The sequence below is a fragment of the Aliiruegeria haliotis genome, from assembly GCF_003003255.1.
GTDB classification, from domain to species: Bacteria; Pseudomonadota; Alphaproteobacteria; order Rhodobacterales; family Rhodobacteraceae; genus Tropicimonas; species Tropicimonas haliotis.
Window position 1 is genome coordinate 1 of record NZ_PVTD01000010.1, and the last position, 12,991, is coordinate 12,991.

At 61.1% G+C, this 12,991-nt stretch carries 13 protein-coding genes and 1 tRNA gene; 9 read left to right on the forward strand and 5 right to left on the reverse strand.

The genetic code is table 11. From position 1 onward, the window contains the following. Positions 1 to 283 precede the first annotated feature (283 nt). The 5 genes from CLV78_RS18665 to CLV78_RS18685 form a co-directional block, all read right to left on the reverse strand. Positions 284 to 1,357, reverse strand: coding sequence for a hypothetical protein (locus tag CLV78_RS18665; RefSeq protein WP_245925163.1), 1,074 nt, complete (start codon positions 1,355 to 1,357; stop codon positions 284 to 286). Between the two features lie 287 nt (positions 1,358 to 1,644). Further along, positions 1,645 to 1,721 (reverse strand) — tRNA-Arg (locus tag CLV78_RS18670). A gap of 57 nt (positions 1,722 to 1,778) precedes the next feature. Then, on the reverse strand, positions 1,779 to 3,185 hold the full coding sequence (locus CLV78_RS18675) for a sensor histidine kinase (protein WP_106206884.1): 1,407 nt from the start codon (positions 3,183 to 3,185) through the stop codon (positions 1,779 to 1,781). A gap of 15 nt (positions 3,186 to 3,200) precedes the next feature. Further along, positions 3,201 to 4,616, reverse strand: coding sequence for a dihydrolipoyl dehydrogenase family protein (locus CLV78_RS18680; protein ID WP_106206886.1), 1,416 nt, complete (start codon positions 4,614 to 4,616; stop codon positions 3,201 to 3,203). Between the two features lies 1 nt (position 4,617). Continuing rightward, positions 4,618 to 5,349, reverse strand: coding sequence for a TVP38/TMEM64 family protein (locus tag CLV78_RS18685; RefSeq protein ID WP_245925165.1), 732 nt, complete (start codon positions 5,347 to 5,349; stop codon positions 4,618 to 4,620). Between the two features lie 300 nt (positions 5,350 to 5,649). Here CLV78_RS18685 and rpmH point away from each other — a divergent pair, with 300 nt between their 5' ends. The 9 genes from rpmH to yihA all read left to right on the forward strand — a co-directional run bounded on the left by rpmH (position 5,650) and on the right by yihA (position 12,959). After that, the gene (gene rpmH, locus CLV78_RS18690; RefSeq protein WP_005980833.1) at positions 5,650 to 5,784 is read left to right on the forward strand and encodes a 50S ribosomal protein L34; all 135 of its coding nucleotides are present in this window, start codon (positions 5,650 to 5,652) and stop codon (positions 5,782 to 5,784) included. 14 nt (positions 5,785 to 5,798) lie between these two features. After that, positions 5,799 to 6,158 (forward strand): ribonuclease P protein component, encoded by a 360-nt coding sequence (rnpA, locus tag CLV78_RS18695; protein ID WP_106206888.1) that lies wholly within the window; start codon positions 5,799 to 5,801, stop codon positions 6,156 to 6,158. Beyond that, entirely contained in the window at positions 6,155 to 6,412 is a 258-nt protein-coding gene (yidD, locus tag CLV78_RS18700) for a membrane protein insertion efficiency factor YidD (protein WP_106206890.1), read from the forward strand. The genes rnpA and yidD overlap by 4 nt, the downstream gene beginning before the upstream one ends. Positions 6,413 to 6,487: 75 nt before the next feature. Beyond that, positions 6,488 to 7,327, forward strand: a complete 840-nt coding sequence (gene ttcA, locus CLV78_RS18705; protein ID WP_106206892.1) for a tRNA 2-thiocytidine(32) synthetase TtcA — start codon at positions 6,488 to 6,490, stop codon at positions 7,325 to 7,327. A gap of 98 nt (positions 7,328 to 7,425) precedes the next feature. Further along, entirely contained in the window at positions 7,426 to 8,964 is a 1,539-nt protein-coding gene (locus CLV78_RS18710) for a putative bifunctional diguanylate cyclase/phosphodiesterase (RefSeq protein ID WP_245925167.1), read from the forward strand. Positions 8,965 to 9,101: 137 nt separating this feature from the next. Beyond that, positions 9,102 to 10,916, forward strand: a complete 1,815-nt coding sequence (gene yidC, locus CLV78_RS18715) for a membrane protein insertase YidC (RefSeq protein WP_106206895.1) — start codon at positions 9,102 to 9,104, stop codon at positions 10,914 to 10,916. Beyond that, positions 10,913 to 11,671 (forward strand): MOSC domain-containing protein, encoded by a 759-nt coding sequence (locus CLV78_RS18720; protein ID WP_106206897.1) that lies wholly within the window; start codon positions 10,913 to 10,915, stop codon positions 11,669 to 11,671. Before yidC ends, CLV78_RS18720 begins: the two co-directional genes overlap by 4 nt. Then, positions 11,668 to 12,306: a CatB-related O-acetyltransferase gene (locus tag CLV78_RS18725; RefSeq protein WP_106206899.1), complete on the forward strand. Its 639-nt coding sequence runs from the start codon at positions 11,668 to 11,670 to the stop codon at positions 12,304 to 12,306. The genes CLV78_RS18720 and CLV78_RS18725 overlap by 4 nt, the downstream gene beginning before the upstream one ends. Then, positions 12,303 to 12,959 (forward strand): ribosome biogenesis GTP-binding protein YihA/YsxC, encoded by a 657-nt coding sequence (gene yihA / locus CLV78_RS18730; RefSeq protein WP_106206900.1) that lies wholly within the window; start codon positions 12,303 to 12,305, stop codon positions 12,957 to 12,959. The genes CLV78_RS18725 and yihA overlap by 4 nt, the downstream gene beginning before the upstream one ends. Positions 12,960 to 12,991: the final 32 nt, after the last annotated feature.

Consider the following 12,991-nt stretch of genomic DNA (forward strand, 5'->3'; position numbering starts at 1 on the left):
TCTTCGGGCTTCTCTCGTTTCCCAGCCATCGCTGATCCTCCAATTTGCAGGACAATCTATCCCAGTTGGTGGACCACTCTCAGGGGGCTACTCCACCGCGGCATCGCCGAGCCACGAGCGACTAGACGACCGCCAATTGGTTGGACATACGCATTACACCAACGTGCTCTCGAGTGGGCTGAGAAGAAGGGGCAAAGGTCCCCTCGCCGCTTGAGCAAACCTGAAACACACGGTTGGAGAGGAGGGCGCGTGCCGACGAAAGAGCGTCTGCCGATGTGCTCACCTAGCCTTTCGCCGCTGCGATCAAACCAGCACCTTTAAGTGATGCCCCTAGGATGTTTCGCGCGAGACGAGCCAGTTGGGCGAAGTCGATTTTAGTGCCTTCCAACTCCCTCTGCGCCATCATTGCTAGAAGCACGCCTGCCACCAAACCAATCCAAACCGGTCCACCAACGATCATGCTCATCAGAGTGACAAGTCCACCACGCACACCACCGCCACAGAACTGACCAAACCGCTGCTGGCGATCGGCCCCCGATAGTTTCATGTTTTGATGAGCACGAGCCAACCCCACCAGTAGGACCGCTGCAGAGATCGGATTTGCAGCAACTGCGGAATAGACCGCGAGGCCACCCAGCATCTTCAGAAACGCCGCTTTGTCGGCCTCATCCCAGTTCAAAAGGACGGCGAGGCCCGGAAGGGCCGACGTGACAAACTCTTCGAGACTAAAGGTTGCGCTATCCAGAAGCCAATCCCGGGAAATCCCCACTCTTTCTGCCACGTCCACAAGGTTGGCGAGGGTATCTTGGCCAATTGAGAACAGAGGCATCCCGGCAACGGAAGACATGTCCGAAGTATAAGCCCTAAACCACCCGACAAACTCCTGAGTGAAGGTATCGTCCGGAAGAGCCGCACGGACTTTCTCAAGTGAGCCGAGGAACGAATGGCCTTCATCTGTTATTCGATGCGTGACCGCCTCAAGGTTCTCTTCCAAGAACTTTGCATCCATAGCCTTCGTGTAGACATTGCTCAGGTTATTGAAGGCATCTCCTGTCCAGTTGCCAATCTCCCGAGCCAAATCTCTGTCTGCCAGGATGGCCATTGCGTATGCCGAGCTTTTCAGGGCCGCAGCTTTTGCGCTGGCCGTACTGTCCCTGACTTTCCCGCCTACGTTGCCGAACCAATCGAAGCCGCTATTGCGGCAGACATCGCCGGAATCTTGGAAAGACATAGCCAGGTTTAATGGTGAAACCGACTGCCGTGGCGGATGGACTACTTCGTCGGCTCCGGTGGCTTGAGCGATCACCTCAAGGTACCGCATATACGCCCGCTCGTGTTCTGTGACCGGAAGGGACATGCCAACACACACCTTCTGGAAGTGCTTCTGCGCATCCGTCGTGGGCGACCGCGCCCCAAAATGGAGGTCCTGATAAAACTTAAGGTGTTTCTTGATCAGTTCCCGATCTGACGTGTCCAACTAAGCCAACATGGATCTACTCTTTTGCTTTCGTTGTAAAAAACTTACGTCGAGACCTGCCGATTCCGCTAGGCCAAAGAAGGCGAAACCCAAAAGTAGGAAGGTAGCCAAAAGCGAGTCAAAAACACAAAAAGGCTCGGCCGTTTCCGGCTAAGCCTTTGTTTTATTGGCGCGCTGGGGAGGATTCGAACCCCCGACCCCTTGATTCGTAGTCAAGTACTCTATCCAACTGAGCTACCAGCGCGTGGAGCGTTCATCTACCGGCGGTCGCCGGCGGATGCAAGAGCCAATCTCCGGAAATTCACACTTCCTCCGCATCGGCGAGGTTCACGGCCTTTGGCAGCGAAATCGTGAAGGCCGTTCCCTCCGGACCGGTACTGGCAAGATCCAGACGCCCGCCATGGCCACGGACCAGATCCGAGGAGATCGCCAGTCCGAGACCCGAGCCGCCCTTTCGGGTGCCCCCCTGAAACGGCTGGAACAGGTATTCCTGCGCTTTTGGCGGCAGCCCCGGCCCTGTGTCGGCGACCGTGATGGTCCAGCCCTCGTCGTTTTCTTCCGCCGAGACACAGATCTCCCCTTCCTGCCCGCTGGCAACAATCGCCTGCCTTGCATTGCGCACCAGGTTCGAGATCACTCTATAGAGCTGCTCCGGGTCGGCTCGCAGCGACATGCCGGCAGGGACGTCCTCGCCGAAGCTGATATCGTCGTTCGCGGTTGCAAGGCGTTCGCTTTCGACGACATCGCTGATCAGCGGGGCCAGCTGGACGTGCTGCAAACGCGGCGCGGGCTCCTCGGCCTTTCCGAAGGCAAGGGTCGATTCGCAAAGGGATACCGCGCGCGAGATGGAGTTGACCAGCTTCGGAGCTGCCCGCTGGACGGTCGGATCCTGGCTCGTCTCCATCCGGTCCGCAAAGAGCTGTGCTGTCGTCAGGATGTTCCTCAGGTCATGGCTGATCTTGGCCACGGCGCCCCCCAGTTGCGCAAGGCGTTCCTTTTGGCGCAGCGCCCCGGTCAGGTCCGTTTGCATGCTCTGCAACGCTTCCTCGGCCTCGCGCAACTCGGTGACGCTTGCCTCTGGCATGATGATGCGCCGTCCATCTTCCGGCGCCGCCGCATAGCTTTGCATCGCAGACACCAGATGGCGGATCGGCGCCACAAGGAACCCGCGCACGGTCAAGAACAGGAGCGACGCCGTGACCGCTGAGATCACCGCGGAAAGGAGCAGGATGCGAATGCCGTAGTCGACCATCGCCGTCCGCATGTCCTCCGACGTCATTGTGACCTCGATCAACAGCCCGGCCTCACGGACCGGCTCACCAATGACACGAATAACTTGCGGGTCGGGATCGAACAGGCAGGCCAACGCGTCGCGGATCAACTCCCACGGACTTGGGTCGCGCAGATCGAAGGTCGCGTGTATCGGTGCGGGGATGGGTGAGGACAGAACCAGCTGCCGCATCTCGTCGCGACGCAACACCACGTTCATGACCTCGGCATTCTCCAGAAGCTCCGATTCCAGTTCCTCGTCGATCATGTCCTCTGCGGCGAGCAGCGCGAGCGACGCAATCTGTGCCCGCTCAAGGCGTGACAGCAGGTAGTCTTCTCGGAAGCGCGCGATCGAGGGCACGAAGATCAGGACCTCCGCCAGCATGACGAAAGCAACCGTCAGCATCAGGAACCGGCCGGAGAGAGAGTTGAGGAACATTCTGTTTTCGGTGCCTTACGGGATGCGTCTCTGGATGAAGCCAACGAATTTCTTGACCCAAGGACTATCAAACAGCCGCGGCGAGAAATAGGCCCCAGCGGCCTGCTTGTTCACTTCGCCCAGCGTTGGATAGGGCAATACGGTCCCAGCGACGGCGGACATTTTCAGCTTGTTGGCCATGACCAGCGCCCAGAGACCGATCATTTCGCCCGCCTGACTGCCGACGATCGACACGCCAACCGGTCGCCCTTTCACGACCATGACCTTGATCAGCCCGGTTGTCCGCCCCTCGGCGATGGCGCGGTCGTTCTCGGCATAGGGAAAGCGGACAACCTCCAGCCGGTCGCCATGGGTCGCGCGGGCCTCGGCCTCCGTCAGCCCGATCTGCGATAGCTCGGGGTCGGTGTAGGTTGCGTGTGGGATGTGGTCGGTTCTGGTGCGCGCGGGCAGTCCAAAAAGCATGGACCGTATGATCACACCGGCATGGTAGCCGGCCACATGCGTGAACTGCGCGCCGCCGACAACATCACCGATGGCGTGGACCCGGCGGTTGCTCGTGCGCAGGTTTGCATCGACCTTGATACCACGTCGATCGACGTCGATCCCGGCTGCTTCCGCATTCAGGCGCTCCACGTTGGGGACGCGCCCGACTGCGACCAGCAGATGGCTGCCGGAAATCGGACCGGCGGAGGTCTCCACAACAACGCCGTTCGGTCGCTGCCGAACCCCCTCAGCGGCGCAGGTCTCGCGAATGTCGACGCCTTCCTCGCGCAGCCGTTGCAGGACGACCGCTCGGATCTCCGGGTCCTCGGCGCCAAGGGCTTCCATCGCCTCGACGACAGTCACCCGGCAACCGAGCCGCCGGTGTGCCTGCGCCATCTCCAGTCCGATCGGTCCACCGCCGATGACGATGAGGTGCTCGGGAGCATCACGGAGATCGAAGATGGTCTCGTTTGTCCAGAAAGGCACTTCCGAGAGGCCGTCGATAGGCGGTACGAACGGGGACGACCCCGTGGCAATGACAAACCGTCGGGCGGATATGGTGGTGTCGCCGGCCTCCACCTCGGTTTCGGAAACAAAGCTGCCGTATTCGCGAAGAACCGTCACCCCAAGGCCCTCGAAGCGTTCCTGACTGTCCACCGGCTCAATGGTCTCGATCGCCCGGCGAACATGGTCCTTGGCGGCAGTATAGCTGATCTCCGGATCGACGGGCGTCACGCCGAATGGGCGCCCCTCCCGCATTGCCTGCGCAGCCTTGCCGGCCGCCAGCAGTGCCTTGGACGGGACGCAGCCGTAGTTCAGGCAGTCGCCTCCCATCCTGTGACCTTCCAGAAGCACGACCTGCGCCCCCATCTGGCTGGCACCAGCGGCCACGGAGAGCCCACCCGAGCCGGCGCCGATCACGCAAATGTCGGTCTTGATCCGCTTCATCTCAGATATCCCGCGATGGACGAAGGGCCTTTACCAGCATCGGCAGCGCGGCAAGTGCGCATAGACCGAGGATTGGCAGGAGGACAAACGGTTCGAAGATGATCCCGAGGTCGGGTTGCTCTCCGGCTGCAAAGACCTCCCCCAGGCCGGCACCAACAGAGGTGTAGACAAGCGCGCCGGGCATGATGCCAAAGAACGTGGAGACCAGAAAACGCGGAAGCGACACGCCAACGAGGGCCGGAAGGAGGTTTGCAACAAAGAACGGAACGATGGGCACGAGCCGGATGAGGAACAGCATCTCCCACTGGTTGGCGTCGATCCCGTTCTTGATCTGGCGGATGCGCCCCTGCGAGGCGTCCATCCGCGCCGCGAGACGCTCTCCGAGGCCCCAGCGGGCCGCGAGGAAGATCACCGCCGCGCCGAGGGTGGCGCCCACGATGTTGAAGAACACGCCCGGGAACGTTCCGAAAAGGAACCCGCCCGTCAACGTGGCGGCAGTGGCGCCGGGCAGGCTGAAACCGACAATGGCGACATAGACGGCGAGGAAGACCACGAGCGTGCCGAGATAGTGGGCATCCCGAAAGGCCAGAAGCGCCTCGCGATTCGCGGCGAGCGACTCGAAACTCAGAACATCGCCCAGTGTCATCGCTCCCACGACCGCAACCGCCCCGATGAGGGCCAGAGGCAGGTAGCGCCACGCGCCGGAAGATGGCTGGTCGGTCATGTCTGTCATATTGCTGGCCCTTGACGTGCGTTCATGCAAGGAGCATGCGTCTTGTTCGCCGAACGCGACAGGGGGATCACGCTGCGTTGATCACGCGGGGCCAATATCGTGAGAATCGCGCCTCCGACGGGGATCCTTGTTACAAGGCGGGGCGCAAAGCCTCCCATCGGTGCGGAATGTTGCAGGATTCCACCGCGAGTGAATTGACTTGCCCCGAAGATCGGCTTAAGGGGCGTGCTTCGAGATATCAGAGCCTTCGAATCCATCGCCGGGTTTGGGCCGAACAAGTACAAATACGGAGACGGAGCGATGAAACGCACCTATCAGCCTTCCAACCTGGTTCGCAAGCGCCGCCACGGCTTCCGTGCGCGCATGGCCACCAAGGCCGGCCGCAAGATCCTGAACGCCCGCCGCGCCCGCGGTCGGAAGTCGCTCAGCGCATAAGGCCGGGTGGGCCGATGCTGGCCACCCTGACCAGACGCGCCGACTTTCTGGCGGCCTCCAGAGCGGGGCGTGCCGGAACCAGCGGATTCCTGTTGCAAGCGCGCAAGCGCAAGGACACCGAAGCCGATCCGACCTTGGTCCGGGTCGGCTTTACCTGTTCGAGGAAGGTCGGAAACGCGGTTGCCCGCAATCGTGCCAAGCGTCGGTTGCGGGAGATTGCCCGTGCCGTCCTGTCCACCGAGGGTCGTCCCGGTTGGGACTATGTTCTTGTCGGGCGAGCGAATGTAACAGCGGAACGTCCCTACGACGATCTGGTTCAAGACCTGCGCGAGGCGGTGGATCGGGTCCACAAGCCCCGCCCACGGAAACCATGAGCCCGGTCGCCTGGGTTTTTTCGCTGCCGATCCGGGCGTATCGCCTGATCTTCAGCCCCTGGGTCGGTTTCAACTGTCGCTATCAACCCACCTGCTCGGCCTACGCACTCGAAGCGCTTCGCAAGCACGGTGCCGTGCGCGGCGGGTGGATCGCGGCCAGACGCATTGCGCGCTGCAATCCTTGGGGTGGGTGCGGCTACGACCCGGTTCCCGGAACCGACCCCGGACACGACAGGACAGACCCGGGCCATTGACGCTACATTGGAAAAAACGCGACACCGTGGGACACGCCCGTTGGTCCCGAACGGTGATCTCACCCAGGAGCGCCCATGCTGGACGACCTCGACGACATTCATCCGCTGTTCCACGGCGCCCCCTCGACCACGGAGTTCAAGAAACTTCGCAAGCGCATTGTGCGATACGCCCGGGAGGCGATCGAGCAGTACGGAATGATCGAACGCGACGCGCGCTGGCTGGTCTGCCTGTCGGGCGGCAAGGACAGCTACACCCTGCTCGCGGCCCTGTACGAGCTGAAGTGGCGGGGACTGCTGCCGGTTGACCTGCTGGCCTGCAACCTCGATCAGGGCCAACCCGGATTTCCGGCCACGGTCCTGCCCGAGTTCCTCGAACGCATGGGCGTGCCTCACCGGATCGAGTACCAGGACACCTACTCGATTGTCATGGACAAGGTCCCGCAGGGCCGGACATTCTGCGCCCTGTGTTCCCGTCTCCGGCGTGGCAACCTGTATCGAATCGCACGGGAAGAAGGGTGTTCGGCGGTGGTCCTGGGGCACCACAGAGACGACATTCTCGAAACCTTCTTCATGAACCTCTTTCACGGCGGGCGGCTTGCGACGATGCCGCCGAAACTGGTGAACGAGGAGGGCGACCTGTTCGTCTACCGCCCCCTTGCCCATGTCGCTGAAGCCGACTGCGAACGCTTTGCCACGGCGATGAACTATCCGATCATCCCCTGCGATCTCTGCGGGTCGCAAGACGGCCTCCAAAGGCAGCAAGTCAAACAGATCCTCGACGGGTGGGAAGCCAACAGCCCGGGCCGGCGGCAGGTCATGTTCCGGGCACTGATGAATGCACGGCCGTCACATCTTCTTGACCCGAACCTGTTCGATTTCGCCGGGCTTGCGCGGGACCCTGCACAAAACGAGTAAAATTGCTCCTATTCTGCCTTTGGCCGTTAAGGCCCTGCTGACATCGATTTCCTAGCGTTCCGGCACCGGGCAATCCTGCCCTTGCAAGGAACACCACGATGTCTCGGCGTACGCTCCGTATGCGCCATGTGCGCCGCCGCCTGAACAATGCGTTCATCCGCCCCCAAACGCTCGCCTTTCTGCCGGCCCTGATGCTGGGTGGATACTGGTTCGGCGGGGAAGGTCTCTTGTTGATAACCAGCGTGACCTTCCCCGTTGTCCTGTTGCTCGGAGGTCTGCTCGAAGGTGACAGAAACCTTGAGCTGCTGGATTCGTTGACAGGATTGGCGAACCGGCAGCATTTGCTGCAGGTCCTCGGTGAACACCTCGAACACTTTGAGGGTCGTGGTCAATCCACCGTTGCGTTCGTCGTCCAGCTGGACGATTTCAGCGAAGTGTCGGAGGCGCTTGGCAGCGCCGGGACAGAGGAAATCCTGCGCCGAACAGCGGATCGGATTCACGATGTGATCCGTCCAGGCGACCTGGCGGGACGGCTGATCGAGCACCGCTTTGCACTAGTTCTCGGGCCGGTTCGTCAGGCCAACATGGAAGTCGGTCTTCGAATCGCCGAACGAATGCAGGCGGCCATAGCCGAGCCAATCAGCCTGAACGCGGGGTCCGTCTATGTCACTGCTTCGGTCGGCTTCTGCCTGGCGCGCCGCGCGCCCCAACGCACGGCCGATGCGATGCTTGAAGCCGCCGAGATCGCGATGGACGAGGCACGTCGATCCGGGCGCGGATCTGTTCGCGCGTACTCAAACGAGATGAACGATGCCGTCGTGTCGCGGAACAGCCTTTCGGAGGAGATCGGGATCGCCTTCGACGAGGGACAGATCAAGCCTTGGTTCCAACCCCAGGTATCCACTGAAACCGGGCTTGTGACCGGCTTCGAGGCCTTGGCCCGCTGGCACCACCCCGAACGCGGCATCCTCCCTCCTGCGGACTTCCTCGACGCTGTCGATGCGGCAGGGATGCTTGAGCGGCTTGGCGAGGTGATGCTCTTCAATGGCCTGTCGGCACTCCGCCTCTGGGACAAGTCAGGCTACCGTGTACCTCGCGTCGCGCTGAACTTTTCCTCGGCAGAACTGCGCAATCCGCAACTTGTCGACAAGATCCGTTGGGAACTGGATCGATTCGACCTCACGTCCGACCGGTTGATCGTCGAGATCCTGGAATCTGTGGTTGCCGATTCAAGCAACGATACGATCACCGCGAACATTGCAGCGCTGGCGACCATGGGGTGCGAAATCGATCTGGATGATTTTGGCACCGGGCACGCATCGATCGCCAATATCCGTCGGTTTGCGATCAATCGTATCAAGATCGACCGGAGTTTCGTGACCCGGGTCGATAGCGATCCCGACCAACAGAAAATGGTATCTGCGATCCTTTCCATGGCCGAACGTCTGGATCTCGATGCGGTGGCCGAAGGCGTCGAAACGCCTGGCGAGTATGCAACTCTGTCCGGCCTCGGGTGTCACCATGTCCAGGGCTTCAGCATTTCCGAACCCATGCCGCTCGAAGAGACGCTGACGTGGATGGATGAACATGCATCCAACCTGGAGAACGTACCGGGTGTGCGCCACCCCATCATCTGATCTGCGTTTCTCCCGCCTCGATAGCGACCGTGAACCGCCAACTGACAGCGATTTCGGGTGAATCTGCTTGACGTTTCTGCCCGCGCCGGTTTGAACCTGCCCGAACCTAGGATAACAAGCAGGTCGGTGATCCCCTGATGGACGATCAGAACAAGAACCTCATTCTCGCCACGGCGCTCAGCTTTCTCGTGATCCTCGTATGGTTCGTGCTGTTCCCGCCCGAAGAACCCACCGTCGCGAATGCGCCGAACGAGATGTCTGTCCCGCAAAGCGACGCGAATGGCAACGAGATCGCCACCGTGCCACAATCCGCAGAGCCGGGTGACCAGAGCGTGACCACGGCGCAACCGGCGGAAGTTGCAGATGCGCCGCGCATCTCAATCGAGACGTCGCGGCTGAACGGATCCATCTCTCTTGCCGGCGGGCGCATCGACAATCTCCTCCTGAGTGACTACCGCGAAACACTGGATCCGGATTCCGACAACGTTCGCCTCCTCCAGCAGGTCGGGAGCGGAAACTCCTACTACGCCCTGTTTGGGTGGGCACCGGGCGGAGGCCTGGAAACCACCGATGTCCCGGGCACGGACACTATGTGGACAGTGGAATCAGGCGAGACACTGACAGCAGAGGCGCCGGTGACCTTGCGCTGGGACAGCCCGTCCGGCCTCGTGTTCCGGCGCGAGATTTCGGTCGACGAAAACTACCTGTTCACCGTCACTCAATCCGTCGAGAACCCGACTGGAGAAGTTCGTCGCGCCGCCCCTTACGGCATCATTGCGCGCCACGGCCTGCCCGACCTGACCCGTTTCTTCATTCTTCACGAGGGCGTCGTGGCCATGGCCGACGACTCGCTCACGGAAACCGAGTACAAATCCTTCGCAGACTTTGACATCGACCCCGCCCTGGGCGTGCAGGCCGAGACGACCGAGGACATTCAGAACGGCTGGATCGGCTTCACGGACAAGTACTGGATGACGACACTGATTCCGCAGCCCGGGCAGACCCATAAACAGGTCCAGCTCTACCAAGCCGGTGCGGAGATCTATCAGACGCAAACCATTTTCCCGACCGCGGAGATTGCCCCCGGGCAAACGATCACGCAGACGACCCATCTGTTTGCGGGCGCCAAGGAGTGGGAAACGATCCGCGCCTATCAGAACGAGAACGGAATTGCGGGCTTTCTGGACTCGATCGACTGGGGCTGGTTCTTCTTCCTGACAAAGCCGATTTTTGCCGTACTGCATTGGCTCAACAGCGTGATCGGCAATATGGGGTGGTCGATCATCGGGCTGACGATTCTGATCAAGGGCCTCCTCTTCCCACTGGCGTACAAGTCCTACTCCTCCATGGCGAAGATGAAGGAACTGCAGCCGCAGATGGAGAAGCTCAAGGAGAACGCGGGCGACGACCGTCAGAAGATGCAAAAGGACATGATGGAGCTGTACAAGAAGGAGAAGGTAAATCCGGCATCCGGCTGCCTTCCGATTCTCCTGCAAATCCCGATCTTCTTCTCGCTCTACAAGGTGATCTTCGTCACGATCGAACTCCGCCACGCACCGTGGTTCGGCTGGATCCAGGACCTTTCGGCCCCGGACCCGTCGTCGATCTTCAACCTCTTCGGCATCCTGCCCTTTGCCGTTCCCGAACTCGGCATGTTCGAGATCATCTCGCTCGGGATCCTGCCGATCCTTCTCGGCATTTCCATGTGGATACAGCAGAAGCTGAATCCAGCGCCGACGGACCCCACCCAGCAAATGATCTTTGCCTGGATGCCCTGGATCTTCATGTTCATGCTCGGCAGCTTTGCCAGCGGCCTGGTTCTGTACTGGATCACCAACAACGTGATCACCTTCACGCAGCAGTATCTGATCATGCGCAGCCATGGCTACAAGCCGGATATCTTCGGCAACATTGCTACCAGCTTCAAACGCAAGAAAAAGGATGAAGCGTGACGGGCAGACTCGCTCACATCGTCCGCCACCCGATCAAGTCGATCGGGTGGGAACCCCTGCCGGCCGCAACTCTTGCGGCCGGTTGCGTTTTGCCGGGCGACCGGCGTTGGGCGGTCGCCCATGACGCCGCCGCCTTCGACGGCCAACCGGACGGCTGGCACGCCAAGCGGAATTTCGTCCGCGGAGTTGCCGCGCCTCAGCTGATGGCCGTCCGGGCAACCACGTCTGAAAACTCCGACACGGTGACCCTCACACATCCGAATGCACCGGTGCTGGACATCGAGCCGGATACCGAACAGGGGTCGCATGCTTTGGTCGCGTGGCTCGCGCCATTGTGGCCCGACACCCGACCCGCAGCATCCAGAATTGTCAAAACAACCGCACAGGCGATGACGGACGTGCCGGATCCGTTCGTTTCTATCCTGAACCTCTCGTCCCTGCGGGCGCTTGGGCAGCGGTTGAACCAGGATCTCTCAATCCATCGCTTCCGGGGCAACCTCTGGCTGGACGGATTCGCCCCTTGGGAGGAGTTTGACTGGATCGGCCGCAGCATTCGCATCGGTGACGCCGTGCTACGCATCGACGAGCGGATCACCCGCTGCAATGCCACGAAATACAATCCGGAGACAGGGCGCGAGGACCTCGACACCCTGGGCGCCCTTGAAGCCGGGTATGGCCACAGGGATTTCGGCGTCTACGCGACAGTGGTGGACGGTGGCCCGATCCGTATCGGAGACAGGGCGGAACCCGAATGACACTGCCAGATCCAGATGCGTTGCATCCGATGCCCGCGCACCCCCGTGTGGTTCACCTTCGGCCGCTTGCGAAAGATCGCCCGAATGTCACGGTGGGCCAGTTTGCATATTATGACGACCCCGACGACGCGACCGCTTTCTTCGATCGGAATGTCCTTCACCATCATGACTTCCTCGGCGACCACCTGACGATCGGCCGGTTTGCTGCCATCGCCAGCGGGGCTCGTATCGTTATGAACGGCGCCAATCACGACATGCTCGGCGTTTCGACCTATCCCTTTGACGTGTTCCCGGATTGGGGCAGCACCCCGGATCTCGACCGCTATCGGAAGCAGAGCCGTGGCGATACCGTGATCGGACCGGACGTATGGATCGGCGCCGAAGCGTGGATCATGCCCGGTATCACGATCGGCGCGGGTGCTATTGTTGCCAGTCGTGCGGTGGTGACCCGCGATGTCGCGCCCTACGTCATCGTGGGCGGCAACCCTGCCACATCGATTCGCCAACGGTTTGACGACGCCATGATTGCGCGTCTTCTGGAGGTCGCATGGTGGGATTGGCCGACCGATCGCATTCAGGCCAATATCGGGGCCATCCGTGGCACAGATATCGAAGCATTGGAGACGGCCCGATGACGGCATTGCCCTTCCCGCTCGTCGAAGAGCCCGATGCGCAATCTCTGGAACGCGGGCGCAAGCTCTTTGCTGGCGAGACCACGTTCCTGAAGGGCGTTGTCGCCATGGCCGGACTGCCCCCGGCTGACCGACTAGAGGTCTGCTTCGCCGGTCGTTCGAATGTGGGAAAGTCCAGCCTGATCAACGCGCTTACCGGTCACAAGGCGCTGGCACGGGCATCGAATACACCCGGCCGGACCCAGGAAATCAACTACTTCAATCTCGGCCAGGAAAGCCACTACCTGGTTGACCTGCCCGGCTACGGATTTGCCAAGGCCCCGGTGGCGGTCGTGGAGAAGTGGCAGCGCCTGCTGAAATCCTACCTCTCGGGACGGCCGACCCTGCGCCGCGCATTCGTGTTGATCGATGCGCGCCATGGGATCAAGGAGGTCGATGACGAGATCCTGACGCTCCTCGACACATCCGCCGTCCCATTTCAGGTCGTGCTGACCAAGTCGGACAAGGTGAAGGCCGGTGAGTTGCAGAAAGTGCTCGACCAGGTGCGCGGCAAGCTCCAACGGCACCCTGCCGCGTTCCCCGAACTGGTTGTCACGTCTTCGGAAAAAGGCGGCGGCATCCCCACTCTGCGCAGTATCATTGCAAATCTGGAGTAGCGGCGTGGGCCTGCGCCGCGGCACCAATGCGG

Excerpts from the sequence above, each read along its gene's own strand:
- CLV78_RS18685 (WP_245925165.1), bottom strand. The coding sequence starts at position 5,349 with ATGACAGACATGACCGACCAGCCATCTTCCGGCGCGTGGCGCTACCTG.
- yihA (WP_106206900.1), top strand. The coding sequence starts at position 12,303 with ATGACGGCATTGCCCTTCCCGCTCGTCGAAGAGCCCGATGCGCAATCT.
- CLV78_RS18680 (WP_106206886.1), bottom strand. The coding sequence starts at position 4,616 with ATGAAGCGGATCAAGACCGACATTTGCGTGATCGGCGCCGGCTCGGGT.
- yidD (WP_106206890.1), top strand. The coding sequence starts at position 6,155 with ATGAGCCCGGTCGCCTGGGTTTTTTCGCTGCCGATCCGGGCGTATCGC.
- CLV78_RS18710 (WP_245925167.1), top strand. The coding sequence starts at position 7,426 with ATGTCTCGGCGTACGCTCCGTATGCGCCATGTGCGCCGCCGCCTGAAC.
- yidC (WP_106206895.1), top strand. The coding sequence starts at position 9,102 with ATGGACGATCAGAACAAGAACCTCATTCTCGCCACGGCGCTCAGCTTT.
- CLV78_RS18675 (WP_106206884.1), bottom strand. The coding sequence starts at position 3,185 with ATGTTCCTCAACTCTCTCTCCGGCCGGTTCCTGATGCTGACGGTTGCT.
- CLV78_RS18665 (WP_245925163.1), bottom strand. The coding sequence starts at position 1,357 with ATGTCCCTTCCGGTCACAGAACACGAGCGGGCGTATATGCGGTACCTT.
- CLV78_RS18725 (WP_106206899.1), top strand. The coding sequence starts at position 11,668 with ATGACACTGCCAGATCCAGATGCGTTGCATCCGATGCCCGCGCACCCC.
- ttcA (WP_106206892.1), top strand. The coding sequence starts at position 6,488 with ATGCTGGACGACCTCGACGACATTCATCCGCTGTTCCACGGCGCCCCC.
- rpmH (WP_005980833.1), top strand. The coding sequence starts at position 5,650 with ATGAAACGCACCTATCAGCCTTCCAACCTGGTTCGCAAGCGCCGCCAC.
- rnpA (WP_106206888.1), top strand. The coding sequence starts at position 5,799 with ATGCTGGCCACCCTGACCAGACGCGCCGACTTTCTGGCGGCCTCCAGA.